Origin of the sequence: Actinomadura chokoriensis (assembly GCF_041463665.1) — a bacterium.
In the GTDB taxonomy this organism is placed as follows: domain Bacteria; phylum Actinomycetota; class Actinomycetes; order Streptosporangiales; family Streptosporangiaceae; genus Spirillospora; species Spirillospora chokoriensis_A.
This window is the reverse complement of sequence record NZ_JAXCEJ010000029.1, coordinates 42,512-62,274: the sequence shown is the minus strand read 5'-3', so window position 1 is coordinate 62,274 and position 19,763 is coordinate 42,512. Positions and strand designations below refer to the sequence as shown.

General features: G+C 72.8%; 20 protein-coding genes. 9 read left to right on the top strand and 11 right to left on the bottom strand.

Annotation, left to right across the window (positions count from 1 at the left end; translation table 11 throughout):
* Positions 1-38: 38 nt before the first annotated feature.
* On the top strand, positions 39-1,697 hold the full coding sequence (locus SM418_RS32655) for an L-lactate permease (protein WP_371945255.1): 1,659 nt from the start codon (positions 39-41) through the stop codon (positions 1,695-1,697).
* Positions 1,698-1,731: 34 nt separating this feature from the next.
* Here SM418_RS32655 and SM418_RS32650 read toward each other — a convergent pair whose 3' ends face one another.
* On the bottom strand, positions 1,732-1,977 hold the full coding sequence (locus SM418_RS32650; RefSeq protein ID WP_371945257.1) for a DUF2630 family protein: 246 nt from the start codon (positions 1,975-1,977) through the stop codon (positions 1,732-1,734).
* Between the two features lie 103 nt (positions 1,978-2,080).
* On the opposite strand from SM418_RS32650, the gene SM418_RS32645 reads away from it, so the two are divergent.
* From SM418_RS32645 to SM418_RS32630, 4 genes are all read left to right on the top strand, one after another.
* A complete protein-coding gene (locus SM418_RS32645) occupies positions 2,081-2,494 on the top strand; it encodes an STAS domain-containing protein (RefSeq protein WP_371945258.1) in 414 nt (137 codons plus the stop codon).
* Between the two features lie 219 nt (positions 2,495-2,713).
* The gene (locus SM418_RS32640) at positions 2,714-3,505 is read left to right on the top strand and encodes an acetate uptake transporter family protein (protein WP_371945260.1); all 792 of its coding nucleotides are present in this window, start codon (positions 2,714-2,716) and stop codon (positions 3,503-3,505) included.
* An 80-nt stretch (positions 3,506-3,585) separates the two neighbouring features.
* The gene (locus tag SM418_RS32635) at positions 3,586-3,786 is read left to right on the top strand and encodes a hypothetical protein (protein WP_371945261.1); all 201 of its coding nucleotides are present in this window, start codon (positions 3,586-3,588) and stop codon (positions 3,784-3,786) included.
* Between the two features lie 226 nt (positions 3,787-4,012).
* Positions 4,013-5,809 carry a hydroxysqualene dehydroxylase gene (locus SM418_RS32630; protein WP_371945263.1) on the top strand — a complete coding sequence of 599 codons (1,797 nt, stop codon included), beginning with the start codon at positions 4,013-4,015 and terminating at the stop codon, positions 5,807-5,809.
* 2 nt (positions 5,810-5,811) lie between these two features.
* On the opposite strand, the gene SM418_RS32625 is transcribed toward SM418_RS32630, so the two are convergent.
* Positions 5,812-7,008, bottom strand: a complete 1,197-nt coding sequence (locus SM418_RS32625; RefSeq protein WP_371945265.1) for a PucR family transcriptional regulator — start codon at positions 7,006-7,008, stop codon at positions 5,812-5,814.
* Between the two features lie 97 nt (positions 7,009-7,105).
* Between SM418_RS32625 and SM418_RS32620 the strand changes: the two genes are divergently transcribed.
* The 3 genes from SM418_RS32620 to SM418_RS32610 all read left to right on the top strand — a co-directional run bounded on the left by SM418_RS32620 (position 7,106) and on the right by SM418_RS32610 (position 9,808).
* Positions 7,106-7,954, top strand: a complete 849-nt coding sequence (locus tag SM418_RS32620; RefSeq protein ID WP_371945267.1) for an SGNH/GDSL hydrolase family protein — start codon at positions 7,106-7,108, stop codon at positions 7,952-7,954.
* Between the two features lie 35 nt (positions 7,955-7,989).
* Entirely contained in the window at positions 7,990-8,787 is a 798-nt protein-coding gene (locus tag SM418_RS32615) for a maleylpyruvate isomerase family mycothiol-dependent enzyme (RefSeq protein WP_371945268.1), read from the top strand.
* A 148-nt stretch (positions 8,788-8,935) separates the two neighbouring features.
* Positions 8,936-9,808, top strand: coding sequence for an MHYT domain-containing protein (locus SM418_RS32610; protein ID WP_371945269.1), 873 nt, complete (start codon positions 8,936-8,938; stop codon positions 9,806-9,808).
* 44 nt (positions 9,809-9,852) lie between these two features.
* On the opposite strand, the gene SM418_RS32605 is transcribed toward SM418_RS32610, so the two are convergent.
* The 8 genes from SM418_RS32605 to SM418_RS32570 form a co-directional block, all read right to left on the bottom strand.
* Positions 9,853-10,299 (bottom strand): hypothetical protein, encoded by a 447-nt coding sequence (locus SM418_RS32605; RefSeq protein ID WP_371945271.1) that lies wholly within the window; start codon positions 10,297-10,299, stop codon positions 9,853-9,855.
* An 18-nt stretch (positions 10,300-10,317) separates the two neighbouring features.
* The gene (locus SM418_RS32600) at positions 10,318-12,672 is read right to left on the bottom strand and encodes an ATP-binding cassette domain-containing protein (protein ID WP_371945273.1); all 2,355 of its coding nucleotides are present in this window, start codon (positions 12,670-12,672) and stop codon (positions 10,318-10,320) included.
* A gap of 15 nt (positions 12,673-12,687) precedes the next feature.
* Positions 12,688-13,770, bottom strand: a complete 1,083-nt coding sequence (locus SM418_RS32595; RefSeq protein ID WP_371945274.1) for a protein kinase family protein — start codon at positions 13,768-13,770, stop codon at positions 12,688-12,690.
* Positions 13,754-14,845 (bottom strand): protein phosphatase 2C domain-containing protein, encoded by a 1,092-nt coding sequence (locus SM418_RS32590; RefSeq protein WP_371945276.1) that lies wholly within the window; start codon positions 14,843-14,845, stop codon positions 13,754-13,756. The genes SM418_RS32595 and SM418_RS32590 overlap by 17 nt, the downstream gene beginning before the upstream one ends.
* On the bottom strand, positions 14,818-15,540 hold the full coding sequence (locus SM418_RS32585) for a vWA domain-containing protein (RefSeq protein WP_371945277.1): 723 nt from the start codon (positions 15,538-15,540) through the stop codon (positions 14,818-14,820). The genes SM418_RS32590 and SM418_RS32585 overlap by 28 nt, the downstream gene beginning before the upstream one ends.
* 37 nt (positions 15,541-15,577) lie before the next feature.
* Positions 15,578-16,072, bottom strand: coding sequence for a hypothetical protein (locus SM418_RS32580; RefSeq protein ID WP_371945279.1), 495 nt, complete (start codon positions 16,070-16,072; stop codon positions 15,578-15,580).
* A gap of 283 nt (positions 16,073-16,355) precedes the next feature.
* A complete protein-coding gene (locus SM418_RS32575) occupies positions 16,356-16,847 on the bottom strand; it encodes a nuclear transport factor 2 family protein (RefSeq protein ID WP_371945281.1) in 492 nt (163 codons plus the stop codon).
* Positions 16,844-17,719: a TIGR03619 family F420-dependent LLM class oxidoreductase gene (locus SM418_RS32570; protein ID WP_371945283.1), complete on the bottom strand. Its 876-nt coding sequence runs from the start codon at positions 17,717-17,719 to the stop codon at positions 16,844-16,846. The genes SM418_RS32575 and SM418_RS32570 overlap by 4 nt, the downstream gene beginning before the upstream one ends.
* 176 nt (positions 17,720-17,895) lie before the next feature.
* Here SM418_RS32570 and SM418_RS32565 point away from each other — a divergent pair, with 176 nt between their 5' ends.
* Entirely contained in the window at positions 17,896-18,852 is a 957-nt protein-coding gene (locus tag SM418_RS32565) for an IclR family transcriptional regulator (RefSeq protein WP_371945285.1), read from the top strand.
* Positions 18,853-18,931: 79 nt separating this feature from the next.
* Here the strand turns inward: SM418_RS32565 and SM418_RS32560 are convergent, their stop codons facing one another.
* Positions 18,932-19,531 (bottom strand): flavin reductase family protein, encoded by a 600-nt coding sequence (locus tag SM418_RS32560; protein WP_371945287.1) that lies wholly within the window; start codon positions 19,529-19,531, stop codon positions 18,932-18,934.
* Positions 19,532-19,763 lie beyond the last annotated feature (232 nt).

Genomic DNA, 19,763 nt, shown 5'->3' with positions numbered 1-19,763 from the left:
CCGTGCTCGGGGGCGCTCCCTACCCGCGAGGTGATCCCGTGTACCAGCAGGTCCTCGATCCCGTCGCCGACTCGCTCGGCTGGAGTTCACTCGTCGCCGCGCTGCCGCTGGCCGTGCTGTTCGTCCTGCTCGGGGGCGTCCGCATGCGCGCGTGGCTGGCGTCCCTGATCGCGCTGGCGGTCGCCCTGGCCGTCGCGATCTGGACGTACGGCATGCCCGCCGACCAGGCGCTCCTCGCCGGAACCGAGGGCGCCGCGTTCGGCTTCTACCCGATCCTGTGGATCGTCATCAACGCGCTCTGGGTCTACAACATCACCGTCACGACCGGCCACTTCGACGTGCTCCGCCGGTCGTTCGCGCAGGTCAGCGACGACAGCCGCCTCCAGGCCGTGCTCATCGCGTTCTCGTTCGGCGCCCTGCTGGAGGCCCTCGCGGGCTTCGGCACGCCCGTCGCGGTCACGTCCGTGATGCTCATCGCGCTCGGTTTCCAGCCGATCAAGGCCGCCGTCCTCGCGCTCACCGCCAACACCGCGCCGGTCGCGTTCGGCGCGATGGCGACGCCGATCCTCACCCTCGGCAAGGTCACCGGGGAGTCCAGCGACACGCTCGGCGCCATGGTCGGGCGGCAGACCCCGATCCTCGCGCTGTTCGTCCCGCTCGTCCTCGTCTACATCGTGGACGGCAGGCGCGGCTTCCGCGAGACCTGGCCTGCCGCCCTGCTCTGCGGCGCCGCGTTCGGCGTCGCCCAGTACGTCACCGCGAACTTCCTGTCGGTGCCGCTCGCCGACGTCGTCGCGTCCCTCGTGTCGGCCGCCGCCGTCGTCCTCGCGGTCCGGCTGCGCCCGCGGCGGGCGGCGGCCCGGCCGGCCCCGGTCGCGGGCGGCGCCGCCGACGAGCCCACCCCCGAGTTCGCGGCCCGCGTCGAGTCCGGCGGCGAGTCCGGCGGCGAGCGCGACTCGCGCGGCGAGGTCGCCCGCGCCTACGCGCCCTACGCGATCATCATCGCGGTCTTCGTCGTCTGCCAGATCGACCAGGTCAAGGAGCAGTTGGACAGGGCCACCCGGACCTTCTCCTGGCCCGGCCTCGACCTCACCGGGCCGACCGGGAAGCCGCTCAGCCTGCCCACCTTCACCTTCAACTACCTGACCACGCCCGGCACGCAGATGCTCGTCGCGGGGCTGATCACCATGGCCGCCCTCGGCGTCGGCCTCGGCAGGGCCCTGCGCGCCTACTGGACGACCCTCGTCCAGCTCAAGTGGGCGATCATCACGGTCATGGCCGTGCTCGCCCTGGCGTTCGTGATGAACGCGTCCGGGCAGACGGTCACGCTCGGCACCTGGATGGCCGGGGCGGGCGGCGCGTTCGCCGTGCTGTCGCCGATCCTCGGGTGGCTCGGCACCGCCGTCACCGGGTCTGACACCTCGTCCAACTCGCTGTTCGGCGCCCTGCAGGTCACCGCCGCGAACAAGGCGGACCTGTCGACGGTGCTGATGGCCGCGACCAACAGCTCCGGCGGCGTCCTCGGAAAGATGGTGTCCCCGCAGAACCTCGCCATCGCCGCGGCGGCGGTGGGCCTGGACGGGCGCGAGGGCGACATCTTCCGCCGTGTCGTCCTCTGGAGCCTGCTGTTCCTCGTCGGGATGTGCGTGCTGTCGGGACTGCAGTCCACCGGCGTACTCGGCTGGATGGTCCCGTGAAGGACGGGACCGCTCGCATCGCCGCCGCCGCGGCCTACTGCAGGTAGTTCTCGACCTCGCCGGCGGGACGGACCTCGGCCTCGTCCGGGTTCTGTCCCGCCGCCATCCGGGCCCTGCGCTGGCGCAGCAGGTCCCAGCACTGGTCGAGCGCCACCTCGAGGCGGCGCAACCGGTCCTGCGCCTCGGCGTTCGTCGTCTCGGCCCGCTCGTGGGCCTGCCGCAGGCCGTGCTCCTCCTCGATGAACTCGTTGATCCGGTCCAGAATTGCCTTCTCGTCCATGAAATCCGCCCGGTGGGGTTCATAAGATGCCGACAGGTGAGAGCCTGGCACATACGGGGCCGCGCACGGTAGCGGCCCCGTCCAAGGGCGAGGTGCGCGTGACATGACGATATGGCGGATCACCGGGGGCGAGGGCGGCCCCGGGCCCGGGGAGCAGGCGGCCCCCCGCTACGACATCGTCGAACTCGACACGGTGCTCCTGCACGTCGCCGCCGCGACGTCCTCGCCATGGCTGCGGATGAGCGGCGAGATCGACGTCTCCAACGCCCCTGGCGTCGCCTCCGCCCTGCGCGCCGCCCAGGCCCGCGTGTCCGGGGACGTCCACGTCGACCTGGCCGCGCTCGCCTTCATGGACATCGCGGGCCTGCGCGCCTTCACCGCCGCGGCCCGCGCCCTCCAGGGCGACGGCCGCCTGCTCGTCCTGCACACGGTCTCGCCTCACATCGACCGGCTGTTCCGGCTGATCGGCTGGCACGCCACCCCCGGCCTGACGATCCACTGCCGCCCTCACCGCTGATCCCGCATTCCCGGAGGCCCAAAGGAAGGCCCCGAAGGTCATCGGCTCGCAATGGGATTGTCGCGGCAAGGTAAACGATGGTGTTGATGCCGGACACTTCCGAAATCATCCGGGGCTGAAGCTGTTTGACCCACAAAACCACGGTTAGGGGGGTTTTATAGCTCTCCGATTCCAGAGGGGGATCTCATGGCAAGGCGAAGAGAGCGAGCGGAATCGCCGATGGCCGGCGAGCGCGCCGCAGCCGCGACGCCCGCCGAGGGAGCCGCCACGGCCGCGCCGCACCGGGGCGCCGACATACCCGGTGAGCACGCGCTGTGGGAGGACCGGACGCGCGTCTTCCTGCAGCCCATCGCGGCACCGTCCATCCTCGGGCTGTTCGCACTCGCGGGCGCGACCATGATGGTCGGCGCATGGCAGGCCGGATGGTACGGCAATGCCGCGACCCCGCTGGTCCTGTGGCCGTTCGTGCTGTTCTTCGGCGGCCTCGCGCAGCTTCTCGCGGGACTGTGGGGTTACCGGGCCCGGGACGGCCTCGTCACCGCGGTGCACGGCATGTGGGGTGCGTTCTTCCTGGCCTGGGGCGTGTTCTTCCTGCTGATCAGTGTGGGCGCGGTACCACTGGCGCTGGCGCCCGTGCTGGGCAGCGTCCGGCAGGACTTCGCGTTCTGGTTCATCGCCTTGGCGGCGATCACCGGGCTGTGCGCGCTGGCGGCTCTCGGCGAGAACATGGTGTTCGCGCTGTTGCTGGGCTGCCTCGCGGTGGCCGCGGGCTTCACCGCGGCCGGCTTCTGGGCCGGGTCCACCTGGCCACTGCACGTCGGCGGCTGGCTGTTGGTCGCGACGGCGGTGATCTCGCTGTACCTGGCCGCCGCGATGTTGATGGAGAACACCTTCGGCCGGACGATCCTGCCAACCGGCAAGTACCGGGTGGCCGGCAACATCCCGGGTGGCCGCGGCATGCGGCCGCTGGAGTACCGGCACGGTGAGCCGGGGGTGAAAATCGGGCAGTGATCTCCGGCGTTTCGCCTTGACATTCCCGTTGCCGTATCCTGTGCCGGTCCATCCGGACCCGGCTCGGGAGGGGAGCGGGAATGTCATCGGCGGTACGGAGGACGTGGCGGCGCCTCGTCCAGACCTACACCATGCTGTGCGTGCGCGACGACGCGGCGAAGCACGGCGTGACGATTCCGAGCGGGGTCTGGGCCTGCGTGCGCTGCCACCAGCCGCACCTCGAGCTGTCCGCGCTCCAGCACCACCTCCGCACCGAGCACCCCGGCGCGGCCGCGGGCTGAGGCGCGACGGGGCGCGGGCCGGGGCCCGCGCGACCGCCGCTTGAGCGTCCCGCGCCGAGCGCGGAGCGACACCGGACGGAGCGCGGAGCGACACCGGACGTGCGCGTCCGGTGTCTTCTGCTGTATCGGTCTGTCCCTTTTCGAGGTGTTCAATGCCGTGGCCGGACCCGGTGCGTCCGGCTTATTGGCAGTGTGCTAATAGCGTGTTACAAGTAACTCACCACTTATGAGTCGGGGGCCTGGCACCGGGAGGGTCGCCGTGACGACACGCAGAAGGTTCTTACAGGACGCGGGTGTGGTGGGCGCCGCCACCGCAGGAGCACTGGCCATGGGGTCGGTACCCGCACACGCGGCGGGCGGGCGGGTCGCCGTCCTCGGCGCCGGCGTCGCCGGACTCACCGCCGCCCACGAGCTGATCGACCGCGGCTTCCAGGTCGAGGTCTACGAGCGCACCGCCCTCGGCGGCAAGGCGCGCAGCATCTTCCCGCCCGGCACAGGGACGGGCGGCCGGCTCGACCTCCCCGGCGAGCACGGGTTCCGCTTCTTCCCCGGCTTCTACTTCAACCTCACCGACAACATGCGCCGCACGCCGTTCCTCGGCAACGCCAAGGGAACCTGGGGCAACCTCGTCCGAGCCGACGCGTACATGATGTCGCGGCAGGGACGTCCCGACCTCACCATCCCGTTCCCGTTCCCGCTGCCGCCGGGCGCACAGATCTACGACACCGCCAGCTTCCTCGCCACGATCACCTCCGGGCTCCAGACGATCGCGAAACTGTCGCTGACCGAGGCCGCGTTCGCCGCGCAGAAGCTGCTCGTCTACGTCACGAGCTCCGACGACCGCAAGCTCGGCCAGTGGGACAACATCACCTGGTCCGACTACATCCGCGCCGACTGGTACTCCGACGAGTACAACAAGTTCATCGCCGACGGGACGATCCGCAACCTCGCCGCCACCAAGTCCAAGGACGCGAGCACCCACTCGATCGCGATGGTCGGCGAGGCCACCGTGTGGAGCATCCTCGGGCTCGGCAACGAGTCGGGCGGGACGGTCGACCGGGTGCTGAACGGGTCCTCGTCCGAGATGTGGCTGGACCCGTGGATCGCGCACCTGCGCAACCTCGGCGTCAAGTTCAACGTGGGGTACGAGGTCAACTCCCTCACCGTCTCGGGCGGGAAGATCACCTCCGCGGGCGTCAAGGGCAAGTCCGCCATCACCGCGGACTGGTTCGTCGTCGCGATGCCGTGCGAGCGGACCGCCGGCCTGCTGAGCGACGCCGTCCTCAGCGCCGACCCGTCGCTGGCCGGGATCAAGGGCCTGCGCACCGACTGGATGACCGGGCTGCAGTTCTTCCTCAAGAAGAAACTGCCGCTCGCCGCCGGGCACGTGAACTACGGCGACTCGACGTGGGCGGTCACGTCGATCAGCCAGGAGCAGTTCTGGAAGCGCGACTTCTCCACCTACGGGGACGGCACCGTCCAGGACTGCCTGTCGTCGATCATCTCCGACTGGTTCACGCCGGGGACCTTCAACAAGAAGCGGGCGACGGACTGCCCGCCCAGCGAGATCGCCGCCGAGACCTGGAAGCAGATCAAGGCCCACCTCAACGACAGCGGGCAGACGCTGCTCACCGACGCCGACCTGCACTCGTGGTTCCTCGACCCCGCGATCATCCCGAACGGGAGCGGCGGCGTCACGAACGACACCCCGCTGTTCATCCAGCAGCCCGGCTCGTGGAAGCTGCGCCCGACGTCCAAGACCAAGATCCCGAACCTGTTCCTGGCCGGGGACTGGGTGAAGACGCCGATCAACGTCACCACGATGGAGGGCGCCAACCAGGGCGGCCGGCAGGCGGTCAACGCGCTGCTGGACGCGGCCGGCTCGTCCGCGGCCCGGTGCAACGTCCACGAGCTGTGGGAGCAGCCGCTGTGGGCGCCGTTCAAGGCCAACGACAAGCTCCGCTACGCGCTGCGGCTGCCGCACGAGTTCGACATCCTCGACCCGCGCTGGCCCGGGAGGTGACGCTAGGAGAGCGCGCGGCGCGCGATCAGCGCCGCGTGCAGTAGCTGAAGGTCGCGCGGCCGGGCCGGATCGAGCCCGGTCAGCGCGCTGATCCGGCGGACGCGGTAGGCCACCGTGTTCGGGTGGACGTGCAGTGCCGCGCCCGTCGTCCGCCGGTCCAGGTCGAAGGCCAGGTACCGCTCCAGCGTGCGGAGCAGCTCCGGCTTGCGGTCGAGCGGCGCCAGCAGGGCGGCGAGCCCGGCGAGCGCGCCGCTCGGCCGGCTGAGCTGGTACTCGAGCAGGACGTCCGCGAGCCGGTACAGGCCGGGCGGATGGCCGGCTCGCCGGACCAGGTCCATGATCTCGGCGTTGCGCGTGGCGGCGGCGGGGACCCCCGCCGGTCCGGTGATCTCCGCCGCCGCCGTGACCTGCGTGTCGGCGCTCTTCGCCGCCCGCGCCACCAGGTCGCGCAGCTCGTCCCAGCCGGCGGAGAAGGGCAGCAGGGCCGTCCCGCCGGAGGCGTCCAGGGCGGTGAGCGCGGGCTCGTCGGCGACCTCGTCCAGGACGGTCCGGATCCGGCGGATCTTGCGCCGGGCCGCGATCCGGGCACGCTGCCCTGAGCCCGCCTCGTCCGGGTGCGGGGCGAAGGCCAGCGTCAGGACCGCGTAGCGAGGCGCCGGTCGGTGCCCGGCGGTGTCCCCGGCCACCAGCGCGGTCATCAGCGCGTGCCGCCCGCCGTGCTCCTGGCTGTCGAGGATCTGCCGCACCTCCAGGTACGCGGAGCTGACCGCCGACGTCAGCAGCCGCTGGAAGTCCAGGAAGTAGCTGAGCGCCTCCTGGAACGAGGGCAGGTCGGACGGCTCGGCCCCCGCCGCCAGCTCGTCCCACGCCGTCGCCGCGCCGATCTGGTACGCGCTGAGGATCGCGTCCAGCGGCACGCCCTCCTCGGCCCGCAGCGCCGCCGAGTCGCGCTGCCGGCCGAACTCGTCCGGCTCCGCGCGGCGGCGCCGCTCCAGGACGTCCGCGAACTGCCGCAGGCTGTGCTGGACGATCTCGGCCACGTCCCCGGCGACCTCCTCCTGCGGCAGCTCCGCGTAGACCGGCAGCTCCACCAGCAGCCGCGCGACGACGCGCTGGGTGAGTCGGGGCGTGCGGGCCCGCAGGTCCGCCGCCATCGGCCGTCCGGCGATGCACAAGGCCGCCATGTTGTCCCGCGCCACAACCGCTCCCGCAAGAGTCTGTTTTCACGCCAATTGAACGGTGTGTCCAAATTCTGGACGATCACGGCGACATCGTCCATGACGCCGAGGAGTTGGCATGAAGCGTCTGTTGCACGGCATGGTCGGCGCATTGGTTCTCGCGGGCACAGCCCTGGGTCTCACCGCCCCCGCCGAAGCGGCCACGGTCCAGTACGTGGCCCTCGGTGACTCGATGGCCTCCGGGCCGCTCATCCCGAACATCACCGGCCCGGTCGGATGCGGACGCTCCACCAACAACTACGCGCACAAGCTCGCCGCCGCGCTGAACGCCAACCTCCGCGACGTCACCTGCAGCGGCGCGAAGAGCAAGCACATGACCGAGTCGCAGAGCACCAGCGTCGGCGGAGTCGACACCGGCACCGTCCCGCCCCAGTTCGACGCCCTCAGCACCTCGACCACCCTCGTCACCCTCACCATCGGGGGCAACGACGTCGGTCTCGTGGGCATCGCCGAGGACTGCATGAACCTCGACCCCACCGCCACCCCCTGCAAGGGCGAGTTCGAGGCCGAGGTCGCCCAGCGCACCGCCGATTTCGGCCCCCGCCTCAGCGCCGTCCTGGACGGCATCCGCGCCCGCGCCCCGCAGGCCCGCATCGTCGTTACGGGATACGGCCTCTACATCAAGAAGGACGGCTGCTGGCCCCTCCAGCCCGTTCTGCCGACCGACGCCAACTTCCTCCAGGGCGCCGTCAACGCCATGAACGGCGTCATCCGCGACCAGACCACCGCCCACGGCGGCACCTACATCGACCTCGTCACGCCCAGTGCCGGCCACGACGCCTGCCAGTCCACGTCCAAGCGCTGGGTCGAGGGCTACGTCCCCGTCAACCTCGCCGCCCCCCTCCACCCGAACGCGCAGGGCGAGGCCGCATACGCCACCATCATCGGCAGCAAGCTGAACGCCTGACCTAAGCTCAGGTGGTGGTCGATGGAGGAGCCGACATGAGCGAAGAGATGCGCGCCAACACCGCCGCCTACGAGCAGACGATCCGTTCGACGCTCGCCCTCGCGGGCACGCTCGCCGAGGACGACTGGGACCGGCCGACCGAATGCCCCGGCTGGACGGTCAAGGACCAGCTCTCCCACCTGGTCGGTGTCGAGCTGGACCTCCTCGGCGAGCCAGGTCCGGAGATCGAGCTTCCCGAGTTCGCGCACGTCCGCAACGACTTCGGCCGGGCCCTGGAGGCCCGGGTGCACGCGCGGCGCCCGGTGCCGGGCCCGGCCGTGGCGGCGGAACTGGCGGACGCCCTGGAGCGCCGCCTCGCCGAACTGCCCACCCTCGACCCGGACCGGGTCCTCCTGTGCCCGGACGGCAAGGAGGGCCCCTACTCGCGCTTCATGAAGTTCCGCGCCATGGACTGCTGGACGCACGAGCAGGACGTGCGCCGCGCGACCGGCCGTCCCGGCAACCTGGACGCCCCGGCGGCGGGCTGCTTCTGGGACCTGCTCGGCGCCGGGCTTCCGTTCGTGGTCGCCCGCCGCGCGAAGGCCGCGCCGGGGGAGTGCGTCGCCTTCGCGATCTCCGGCCCGCCCGACCACGAGGTGGCCGTGGCGATCGGCGAGGACGGACGGGGGCGCTGGTCGTCCGGCGAGGCCCCGACCGCCGAGCTGGCCATGGACTGGGAGACCTACGTCCGGCTGGCCGCCGGGCGCTGCGCCCCCGGAGAGGCCGCCGTCCGGGTGACGGGGGACCGGGACCTGGCCGGCCGGGTCCTCGCCGCGATGGCCGTCACCCCCTGAGGCCGCCGGGGCTCCCCGGCGGGCAGCGATTCGTCCGGCGCGGTCCAGGATCACGCGCGGTTCTTTTGTTCTGATGCGGGTGATCTGTGCTGATTCGTCATGGCTATGATGCGGCGATCAGCATTTTGGACCGTTCCGGGGGACCCGCATGACCGAAGTTCACCATTTCTCCTATGGCCTGCTGACCCCGGCGGCCGCGTACATCATGTCGTTCGTCGGCTCGCTGCTCGGGCTGCTGTGCACCGCGCGGGCGCGGGCCACCACCGGCCGCTCCCGGGCCTCCTGGCTGGGCCTCGCGGCGCTCGCGATCGGCGGCACCGGCATCTGGGTCATGCACTTCATCGCGATGCTCGGCTTCAGCGTCTCGCACACCGAGATCCGCTATGACGTGCCGCTCACCCTGCTGAGCTGCGCCGTCGCGGTCGTGGTCGTCGCGGTCGGGCTGTTCATCGTCGGCTTCGCCGGAACCCGCACCCCGGTCATCGTCGCCGGCGGCGTGCTCACCGGCGCCGGCGTGGCGAGCATGCACTACATGGGCATGATGGCCATGAACATGGCCGCCGACGTCGGCTACCAGCCCGCCCTCGTGGCGCTGTCGGTGCTGATCGCCCTGGTGGCGGCCACCGCGGCGCTCTGGTTCGCGACCAGGGTGCGCGGCCTGTGGGCGACGGCCGGCGCCGCACTGATCATGGGCCTCGCGGTGAGCGGCATGCACTACGTCGGCATGGCCGCCATGCGCATCCACCCGCACGACCACGCGCACGACGCGGCGCTCGGCGGCGCCGGCGCGGCCGACTTCCTGCTGCCGCTCGTCGGCGGCGTCGGCGCGGTGGCGACCCTCCTGCTGATCATCATCGCGATGGCGCCGAACGAGGACGAGATGCGCATCGAGGCCGCACTCCAGGAGCGGGTGGAGGCCCGCCGCCAGAGCCCGCCGCCCGCCGCCCCCGCCGACCAGATCGGTCACCCCGACCCCCGCCCCGCCCCGGGCGAATGGTTCGGCGGCGGCCCCGGCCGCTGACCCCTCCCCGCTCCCCTCCCCGTTGACCTCTCCGTGCCGCCCGGTCAGCCGCGGGTGAGGTCGCCCTTGCCGGTGACGTTCACCGGGCCCGCGTCCTCCCAGACGGCATGGACGCGGCCGCCCGCCAGCGACAGCGTGATGTAGGCCCGCGGCGCGCACGTCCCGCGGTCGGCGCGGACGAGCCGCTCGAGGACGCTGAGCCGGTCGTCGGAGTGCTCCAGCACCGTCAGGTCGCCCGAGCACCGCGCCGTGGCGGACGAGACCTCGAAGCGGCCGGTCCGCCGGGCGACGTCGATCGTGATGTCGAGTTCCCACCGGTCGCCGGACGAGCGGGTGATCGTGCCCCTCCACCGCCCGTCGAACCGTCCGCCGCCGCCGTCGTCGTGGGTGTGGAAAGGGTCGGGCAGCAGCCAGCCGCCGAGCGGCAGCAGGCTGATCAGGAACGTCGCCACCGCCCCCACCGTGAGCCGCCGCCTGTTCGCCTTCTTCATGGTCCTGCCTCCGAGGGGTCATGAGCGGCGCGCCAGCCGGTACCGCAGGACCAGCCGGGCCGCGCAGCCGTAGCCGATGGTCATGGCGAGCAGCACACCCAGTTCGATGATCATGAAGGCGGGACGGTGCCGCCACAGCTCGTCCGGCGGGGCGCCGAACGCGACGCCGCGCGCGTCGCTGGACGCGGCGAGCGCGGCGGTGGCCCACCGGGACGGGAGCAGCGAGCCGGCGGCGGACAGCACCGGATGCTCGGACAGGTCCAGCAGGCTTCCGCTCAGCGCGACCTGGCAGATCGCGGCGGCGGTCGCCCAGCCGACGGCGCGCTCGACGGTCGGCGCGGCGGCCGAGATCAGCAGGCCCGCGGACATGGCGGCCAGCGCCCCCGCCGCCAGGCAGATCGCGAGGTCGGCGTCCGGCCCGAGCAGCAGGGACGAGGTCGCGGGCGGCCGCAGGAGCCGGAACGCGCCGACGGTGATCAGCGCCTGCAGCACCGCGAGGACGCCGAACACCGCGGCCTTCGCGGCGATGACCGCGCCGGGCGAAACGCCCGCGCGCCATTCGCGGCGCAGCACCGGGAACTGCGCCACGACGTCGCCGTAGGTGAGCGACTGGCCCGCGAAGACGCAGGCGGTGATCAGCAGCGTGAGCGTCTGGACGGCGTGCCGGTTGTCTCCCTCCGCGCCGCCCAGCCCGGCCGCGGACGCGCCGAGGGCGGCGAGCAGCCCGCCGAGCGCGGGAACCGCGGGGATCTGCGCGAGCGCGAGCGCGCCGCGCGCCCGGAGCAGCGCCAGCTCGCGCCCCACCAGGATGGGGAACTGCCGGACCCCGCGGCGCCAGGTCGCCTCCCCGCGCATCCGCGGCTCGTCCGCGGGCGGTGCCGCGGGGGTCGAGGGGGTCGCCGGTGCCGCCGGGGTCGCCGGTGCCGCGGCCAGCCGGGCGGCCTCCGCCGGGACCGGGCCCGCGCGGAAACGCGCGGCGGCCTCCTGCGGACGGTGCCGGGCCGTCTCCATGAGATCGGCGAACCCGCTCGCGCCGAAGTCGTCCAGGACGGCTTCGGGCTCGCCGTAGTACAGCGGCCGGCCGCCCGCGCCGATCACCAGCACCTTGTCGGCGTCCCCCAGCTGGTCGGTGGCGTGCGTGCTGAGGGCGACGGTGCAGCCGTCGTCCGCGACCGTCCGGAGCATGCGCATCACCGACCGGGCGATGCCCGCGTCCAGCGCCGAGGTCGGCTCGTCCAGGACGAGCAGCCGGGGTCTGCCGAGGACCTCGACGCCGATCGAGACCCGCCGCTTCTCCCCGCCGGACAGCTCGCGGATCGGCCGGTGGAGCAGCCCGGCGAGGTCGAGATGCGCCGCGACCTCCGCGATTCTGCCCCGGCGCTCCGCGGCGGTCGTGCCGGCCCCCGGCAGCAGCCGGGCGGCCTGGCCCAGCACCCGGCCGGGCGTGAGGCTCTCGTGCAGGTCGACCTGCTGCGGGACGAACGCCGCCATGTCCCGGACCTGCTCGCCCTCGGTCGCGAGGTCGAGCCCGGAGAACAGCAGCCTCCCGGACGTCTCGACCTCGCCGCGCAGCGCCTTGAAGAAGGTGGACTTGCCGGTCCCGGACGGCCCGACGACCGCGAGGATCTCGCCGGAGCGCAGCACGACCGACAGGCCGTCCAGCTTGGTCACCGGCTGCCTCGGCCACGGCCTCCAGGCGGGCCGGTAGGCGGCGGACAGGTCGCTGACCACCAGCGACGCGCCCCGCACCTGGCGCGTCTCGCGCAGCGTCACCTCGTCCAGGAGCGTGAAGGCGCTGTCCCCGACGGTGAACGAGTCGCCGGCGCGGAGGCGGGCCCACATGATCCGCCGCCCCCGGACGTACGTCGGGTCGCCCTGCCCGTGGTCGCGGATCTCCAGCCCGGTGACGTCCCGCCGCCGCAGCGTCGCGTGCCGTGCCGCCACACCGAGGTCGGGGACGACGATGTCGGCGCCCGCGCCGCTGCCGAGCACGGTCATCGCGTCGTCGAGCCGGTGCAGCCGCCCGCCGGATCGGTACGGCGGTGGCGGGGCGGCCGCCTGGAGCGGCGCGCTGAAGCCGAGGAGCAGACCGGTGTGCACCGGGCCGAGGCGGAACGTCACCTTCGTGTCCCGCCCGGTTTCGAGATGGATGAGCTGCTCGGTCCGCGGCCTGCCGTCGACGAGCGTCTCGTCGACGTGCGAGGCCGGGCGCAGGATCCAGTGGCCTATGTACCGCAGCCACGCGACCGGCCCGGGCGCGCCGCCGAGGTCGACGCGCACGTCCGAGCCCGCATCGGGCCCGATGGCGTGCTCGCCGGACGGCACGAGCCTCGTCACCGAGTCGTGGACCGTGACGTAGAGGGCGTCGGGCATGGGCTGCCTCTCGGTTCAGGCGAGCAGGAGGACGAGGGCGACGAGGACGACGACGAGCGCGACGCCGACGACGAACCCGGCCGGGATCTCCGACCCGGACTTGGCCGCCGGAGCGGGCGGGGGAGGCGCCGTCGGGACCGGCGGCGGCGCGCCGACCGGACGCCATCGCCGCCGCAGGCTTTCGTCGGTCTGCACGTAGAGTGCGCCCGGCGTGACGAGCGTCGGCCACACCGAGGACTTGTCGCGCAGCAGCGGCACGGCGTCCGCGGGCTGCCCCCCGCCGCACAGTTCGACGAGCACGTCGCACGTGCGGCTCTGCATGACGGCCCTGAGCCGATCGGGATCCGGGGCGGTGGCCGCGGTGTTCTCCTGCAGCGACCGGGCGACCAGCCACGCGAACTTGAACATGTCCGTCCGCACCCCGAACGGCTCGGGCCAGGGCGCCTTCCAGCCCTCCGGGTCGCGCTGCGCGTGCGCGGGCTCCCCGGAGAGCGGGACGCAGGCGTCGCAGTCGACCAGCAGGACGTCCGCCGCGCGGCCGTCGAAGGAGAACAGGGCGTTGCGCGGTTGCAGGTCCCCGATCGCGTACCCGCGCTCGTGCAGCCACAGCATCGTCCGCAGCAGGCGGGCCAGGACGGCGAGCTTCACCGGTGGCGGGTAGTAGTCGTAGCCGAGCTTGCGGGCCTTGGCCTCCGGCCGCGCGAGCGCGTCGAGATGCCTCGGCAGCGACCAGGCGTTCGCCCTCCCGCTGGCGTCCACGAACATCGCGGGCGGAGCCGGCCGCACGAGGACGCCCTGGACCGCGTGGCCGTCCAGGACGACGGCCCGCGGCCAGGCGCAGGCGCGGTCGAGCTCCGCCCGGTCCGCGACGTCGAGGTCGAGGCGCCAGGACGTCATCGCCGCGAGGGCCGGCAGCCGGACCGCCTCGCGCACCTCCGGCGTGTAGGTCTTGAACACGTACTCGTCGCCGTCCGGGCCGATGCACCGCGTCAGCCTCGTCGACTGCCCGCCGGCCGGCGCGTAGCCGCCCACCGGGACGAGCCGGCCGGCCTGCACGTACTGCGGGTGCGCGCCCCCGGCCCTAGTGGCGCCGGTCATGGGTTCCCGGCCAGAGGGCGACGACGGTGCGGTCGTCGGTGAAGGTGGCGCGGCGGAAGTCGACGTCCCGGATGAAGCCGAGCAGGTGGGGAGGCCGCTCCCACTCGGCGGCGAGCGCGACCGACAGCTCGCTGCGGTTGCCGAGGGCGTTGGCGAACCCGTCGGTGGCGAGCAGCAGGACCTCGCCCGGTCGCCATTCGAGGGCGGCGGTGCGCAGCTCGTCCACGCCGGGCGGCAGCGCCGCCGTGACGTCGTCCTGGACGCGCCCGGACGTCCTGCCGGGCCCGAGCACGAGGGACCACTCGCCGGCGGCCGGACGCAGCAGCAGCGCCGGCGAGTCGCCGACGCCGGCGAGCTGCGCCGTGCGGCCGGGCCGGGGGTCGGCCGGGGCGAGCAGGACCAGCAGCGTCGTGCGCCCCGGCCGCGGGTTCCCCGCCGCTCCGTCCAGCGCCGCCAGCCGGTCGCCGATCTCGTCGGCGACCTGCCGGAAGATCGGCTCCCAGCCGTGCGGGCCGAGCCCGCCGGGGCCGATCGCCCGCTCGGTGAGCCGGACCGCGGCGGCCACGGCGGCCTGCGCGGCGACCTCGGGGTGCGCGGTGCTGCCGACCCCGTCCGCGACCGCGGCGATGATCCAGCGGCCGTCGGCGGAGGCGCTGACGAGGAACGCGTCCTGCCGCGGCTTGCCGTCCCGCATGTGCGCGCTGCCCCGGCAGGACGCGGCCCGGATCGTCACCTGGCCGACACAGCCGCCGTCGGCCTGGAGGCTGGAGCGACCCTCAAGCACGGTCTCCGGGAGGGCCACCGACACGGGCGCCGGCCTGCGCCCGGTGTACCGGACGAGGTCCGGGCCGGTCTCGGGCGACCTCGGCAACGCCGGCCGGACGTCCGGTGCCGGCCCGCCGCGGGTCTGCCGCGCCCGCCGCCCGTTCCACGGCCCTCCGGGGCTCGCCATGGCGAGATGCCGCAGCCCCGCGAGTCCGCACATCCCGCTCACGTATGCCAGAACGAACTGTCCGAACGACACCTGTTCCTCCCGTTCCCCGGCGGTCAGCCGGCCGCGAGCGGGCAGGCCCATGCCATGCCCTCCGGGGCGCGGACCGCGAGGTCGCCCTGGGCGACCGAGGCGGAGATGCTGATGAACAGGGTGTCGATCAGTGCGGTCAGCACCGCGCTGACGTCCATCGCCCGGTCGGCGATGAAGGCCAGCCGCCGCCCGCCCTGCTCGGACGCCACCCTGCACAGGACGTTCCGCCGCGCCTGCCCGAACCCGAAGGTCACGAGTTGCGGGCGGAAGGCGAAGTCCGGCGCGAGCAGCCGGTTGCGGGCCGGCAGCCACACGCTCTCGGGCTGGTCGCCGTCGCCGACGAAGGGGATGCCGTCGGTGAGGAAGAACACCGCGGGCTGCTTGAGGTCGTAGGTCTTGGAGAGCCGCTGGCAGTCCTCGTCGATGGACCGGCGCAGCAGGTCGAAGACCCCCGCGTAGTCGGTCTGGTCGCCCCGGTTGAAGCGCCGGACGTCCTCGGTCTCGCCGGGCCGGGTGAGCGGCAGGACGACCTCCGCCCGGCCGGAGAATTCGATCACGCTGATGAACGCGGCGTCGCAGATCGTCGGATCCAGTTCGGCGCGGTAGATCAGATCGGGAACCGCGTCCTGGAGGACGTCCAGGGGTATCCGCGTCGACCTGTTGAAATCCGGGTCCCACATCGTCTGGGAAACGTCGCAGACGATGTAAAACGGGAAGGCGCGCTCGCGCCCGCCGTAGTCCAGCACCGTTTTCCTCCCGTGGTATCGCGCCTACCGGTGCTCATCAACAAGTGATCGGGCTCTTCGAGCCGATGACCAGCGGCGGCCGCCCCGGCTGCCGAAGATGCGCGATCACGAGATCGCGGAGAAGCCGGTATGCGAATGCGTCGGTACAAGAATCGGGAGCTTGTTTGACGTTCGCGAGTGCCTGTGCGGCCGGGCCCCAGGACGCGCCGTCCCCGTTGATCCCGGCCGCGCAGGCCGCGCCGAGCCCTTGGTAGACCGGCTGTGCCCTCTTCGGGCCGATCCTGGTGATGGCGTCGCAGTCGCGGCTGTTCATCGCCGCGTACCACTCGGGGGACCGCCCGCCGCCGGCCGGCACGACGGAGTTCCAGACCACGTCCCCCGGCTCCGCGACCGGGCTCGGCTTCTTGTCGGATTTTTCCGATTTACTGGTTTTTGTAGGCCCCACTGCGGCCTGCCCCGGATCCCCCGCGCCCCCCTTTATGATCGCGCCGATCCCGCTCACCAGTGAAACGCAGAGCAGGGCCGAGCCCATGATTATCCGCGATGATCCGGCGGTACCCCCCATTGACCCCTCCGTCCGGCGCCGTGCCCACCCCCGTGGCGACGCGCGTGCCGACGATTATGAGTCAACCGCGGCTCAAGGGGAAGTGATTTCACGGCCACGGAAAGCAGTAATTCTGCACACTCGACGGCGGAGGCCGCAGTCGTTTATGACCCCCGGAAAGTTGTCCTCGTGACCGCATTCGGCCGCCACTTCCCCGGCAAGACGAAAGCCCGGCCTCCAGGGTGGAGGCCGGGCGCGGGCGGGTCGGCGGTCAGCGGTGCCGGGTCGCGGCGGGGAAGTGGGAGGCCAGCAGGTCGGGGGACTCCTCGCGGCCGTCCAGGACCCGGTTGGTGCGGTTCACGGCGCGCCAGCCGTCGCCGGTGCGGCGGAGGCGCCAGTGGTTGGCGGTGGCGCGGCGCAGCACGAAGCCGTCCTTGTTGACGATCATGAGGGTGTAACCGACGGCGGTGGCCTCGTCGCCGTCGAGGGTGACGTGCGGCGGGCCGACGACGTGGGCGCAGCCGCCGGCGATCCAGCGCTGGTGGTTCGCCGAGCGGACCATCGCGTCGATCTCCGGCCGGCCGGTCATCAGGATCTCGTCGACGTCGTAGACGCCGTCGGGCTCCCACAGGCCGGCGACGTCGGCGGCGCAGCCGCTGTCGACGAGGGGGCCGTAGGAGAGGATCAGCCGGGTGATCTCCCGCTCGTCCTCCAGGGCGCGCAGGCGCTCCTCCAGGGCGGCCAGGCGGGATTCGACGCTCACAGTTTCTCCTCGAAGGTCAGCCCGTAGACGCCCGCGAGGTCGCGCAGGGCGGCGAGCTGGTCGCGGTAGTGCTCCGGGGACGACGACGCGAACTTGACGCCCGCGATCGTGGCGCCCGCCTCGCGGAGTCTGCTGAGGGCGGCGCCCGCGACTTCCGGGTCGGTCAGCGGGTCCAGGGGGCGGGACGGCGCCAGGACGACGTCGAAGCCGGGCGGCACGTCGGCGTCGGCGAGCATCTCGGCGAGGGTCTTCAGCGGCAGCCCGAACGGGACCCACCCGTCGGCGGTCAGCGCGCGCCGCAGGGAGCGCCCGGACCGGCCGCCGATCCACATCGGGACGTGTTCCTGCACGGCGTGCGGCTCGACCACGAGGCCCGAGTAGTCGTAGTGCGGGCCGTGGTACTCGGGCGTGCGGCGGCCGAGGGAGGCGCGCAGGGCGGCGAGGGCGTCGTCGGCGCGGGCGCCGCGGCCGGCGAAGGGGGCGCCGAGCAGGTCGAACTCCTCCTCCAGGCTGCCGACGCCGAAGCCGAGGGTGAGCCGGCCGCCGCTGATCCGGTCGAGCGTCCCGTACCGCTTGGCGATCGTGAGCGGGTGGTGGTACCCGAGCACGAGGACCTGGGTGGCGAGCCGGATGCGGGACGTCCGGGCGGCGAGGTAGCCGAACGTGGCGAGCGGGTCCCAGTAGACGCCGCCGCGCTGCTCGGCCGCCTCGGCGGGGACGGCGACGTGCTCGCTGCAGGTGACGTGGTGGTAGCCGAGCCGGTCGGCCGTCTCGGCGATCGCCGCGATCTCCTCGATTCCCGCGTCCCGCTCCCAGGCGGCGTTGCCGGGCGGCGGCTGGGCCACCACCGGCGTGACGATACCGACACGCATCGTTGCTCCCTCCTTGTCAGAAAACGTTCTATCACGCTCTCGGGGGCGTCCCGGGCACTGCTTCTCGCATCCTAGGCTTCGCTGAGCTGGACTTATGGGGCCCCTTCCCATGGGGCCAAGCGGTTGCTACATTCCAGGTAACAAGAATTCATTTCAGTCGGACGCCGGGAGGTGCGATGACCGAGGCGATGGTGCGCGGGGCAGCGACGCCGGAGGCCATGACGGAGGCCGTGACGGAGGCCATGACGGAGGCCGGGACGGGGGCGGTGCGGCGGGAGTCGCCGCCGTCGATGATCGAGCGGATGACGCTGATCCTGGACGCGTTCAACGGGCCCACCGCCCGGCTCACGCTGGAGGACGTCGCGCGCCGCACCCGGCTTCCGCGCTCGACCGCGCACCGAATCCTGGACCAGCTCGTCAAGCAGCGCTGGCTCGCGCACCACTCGTTCGGCTACGGCCTCGGCCAGCGCGCCCTCGGGCTCGGCGGCCAGGACGGCGGGCACGGCAAGATCCGTGAGGCCGCGGCGCCGCTGCTGCACGAGCTGCAGGTCACCACGGGGCTGGTCGCGCACCTGGCCGTGCTGGACGGCGCCGAGGTCTTCTACCTGGACAAGCTCGGCGGGCGGCTCGCCGCGTCCGTGCCGTCGCGGGTCGGCGGGCGCGCCCCGGCGCACTGCACCGCGCTCGGCAAGGCGATGCTGGCGTGGCTGGAGCCCGAGCAGGTGGACGCGCTGCTCGGCGAGAACATCAGCCGGTTCACGAGCCGCACCATCGGCGAGCTGGGCACGCTTCACCAGGAACTGCACCGCGTCCGGCAGCGCCGCGGCCTGGCGTTCGAGCGCGGCGAGTCGTTCGCCGGCATCGCCTGCGTGGCGGTGGCGATCCGCGGCGACGAGGGGCCGGTCGCCGGCATCTCCCTCGTCGGCGACATAAGGACGCCGCTGGAGAACGTCGCGCCGCTGGTGGTCACCGCCGCGCGCGAGACCTCGCAGATCCTCTTCCCCGGCTCGGCGCCCGATTCGGGACGCCCGCGCGGGCGCCGCGGCGCCCGCCGGACGAGCCAGGACTCGACGTGGTCGCCGGAGATGATGAACCGGCTGCTCGCCCTGGACGGACGCGGCGACTGGATGTGAGGCGGCCCCGACCGCGCCCCCGACCGTGGCCCGGGCCGCTCGGGACAGGCCCGCGGCCGTGGCCGCCGGGGGCGGGGCGTCAGCCCCAGCCCCACCGGTCGCGCAGTCCCCACGGGTCCGGGGCGATCGGCGCGTCCGGCTCGCCGACGCCGAACCGGCTGCGGAAGAACACCATCGGACGCCGCCAGGCCCCGTCCCGGACCTCGTGCCGCTCCACCTCCAGGACCCGCCCGATCACCACCTCGTGGTCGCCGGCCTCGTGCACGTCGTGGACGACGGCGTGCACGGCGAGCAGGACGTCCGGCAGCGCGGGGGTCCCCCACTCGGAGACCTTCCAGTCCAGGCCGTCGAACTTGGCGCCGCGGCTGGAGCCGAAGCGTTCGCACAGTTCGCGCTGCTCCTCGCCGAGCACGTTGACGGTGAACCGCCCGGCCGTGCGGATCCGCGGCCAGGACCGGCCGCGCTTGTCCGCGCAGAAGAGGATCAGCGGCGGCTCCAGGGACACCGACGCGAACGACTGGCAGGCGAAGCCGACCGGCTCGCCGCCGTCGATGGCGGTGACCACGGTGACCCCGGTCGCGAACTCCGCCATGGCCTTCCGGAAGTCCGCCGGGTCGGGGACGGCGGAGTCGGAGGGCGTGCGGCCGGTGTCCGCGGTGAGCGCTGGCTCGGCTGGCATCTGTTCCCCTCGGGGGTCGGTGCGGGACGGTCCTGTCAGCGTCCCTGTTCGCTAACGTGCAGGTTCAACAACAATTTGTCCATCAACAATGCCCTATGAGCGGCAATGTCTAATAAGCAGGGCGGGCACGGCGCCGGTCAACTGGCCGGTGAGCCTGAAACTAGGCACGTCCCCGCCGGACGGCCCACGCCGATCCCGATGAGTGGAAGCGCGCGCCGAACCGGCCCCCGGA

Coding starts and splice junctions, on each gene's coding strand:
- SM418_RS32600 (WP_371945273.1), bottom strand. CDS start 12,672: ATGCCCGACGCCCTCTACGTCACGGTCCACGACTCGGTGACGAGGCTC.
- SM418_RS32635 (WP_371945261.1), top strand. CDS start 3,586: ATGTCATCGGCGGTACGGAGGACGTGGCGGCGCCTCGTCCAGACCTAC.
- SM418_RS32570 (WP_371945283.1), bottom strand. CDS start 17,719: ATGCGTGTCGGTATCGTCACGCCGGTGGTGGCCCAGCCGCCGCCCGGC.
- SM418_RS32590 (WP_371945276.1), bottom strand. CDS start 14,845: ATGGGCCTGCCCGCTCGCGGCCGGCTGACCGCCGGGGAACGGGAGGAA.
- SM418_RS32610 (WP_371945269.1), top strand. CDS start 8,936: ATGACCGAAGTTCACCATTTCTCCTATGGCCTGCTGACCCCGGCGGCC.
- SM418_RS32605 (WP_371945271.1), bottom strand. CDS start 10,299: ATGAAGAAGGCGAACAGGCGGCGGCTCACGGTGGGGGCGGTGGCGACG.
- SM418_RS32620 (WP_371945267.1), top strand. CDS start 7,106: ATGAAGCGTCTGTTGCACGGCATGGTCGGCGCATTGGTTCTCGCGGGC.
- SM418_RS32565 (WP_371945285.1), top strand. CDS start 17,896: ATGACCGAGGCGATGGTGCGCGGGGCAGCGACGCCGGAGGCCATGACG.
- SM418_RS32560 (WP_371945287.1), bottom strand. CDS start 19,531: ATGCCAGCCGAGCCAGCGCTCACCGCGGACACCGGCCGCACGCCCTCC.
- SM418_RS32650 (WP_371945257.1), bottom strand. CDS start 1,977: ATGGACGAGAAGGCAATTCTGGACCGGATCAACGAGTTCATCGAGGAG.
- SM418_RS32615 (WP_371945268.1), top strand. CDS start 7,990: ATGAGCGAAGAGATGCGCGCCAACACCGCCGCCTACGAGCAGACGATC.
- SM418_RS32645 (WP_371945258.1), top strand. CDS start 2,081: ATGACGATATGGCGGATCACCGGGGGCGAGGGCGGCCCCGGGCCCGGG.
- SM418_RS32630 (WP_371945263.1), top strand. CDS start 4,013: ATGAGTCGGGGGCCTGGCACCGGGAGGGTCGCCGTGACGACACGCAGA.
- SM418_RS32595 (WP_371945274.1), bottom strand. CDS start 13,770: ATGACCGGCGCCACTAGGGCCGGGGGCGCGCACCCGCAGTACGTGCAG.
- SM418_RS32580 (WP_371945279.1), bottom strand. CDS start 16,072: ATGGGCTCGGCCCTGCTCTGCGTTTCACTGGTGAGCGGGATCGGCGCG.
- SM418_RS32640 (WP_371945260.1), top strand. CDS start 2,714: ATGGCCGGCGAGCGCGCCGCAGCCGCGACGCCCGCCGAGGGAGCCGCC.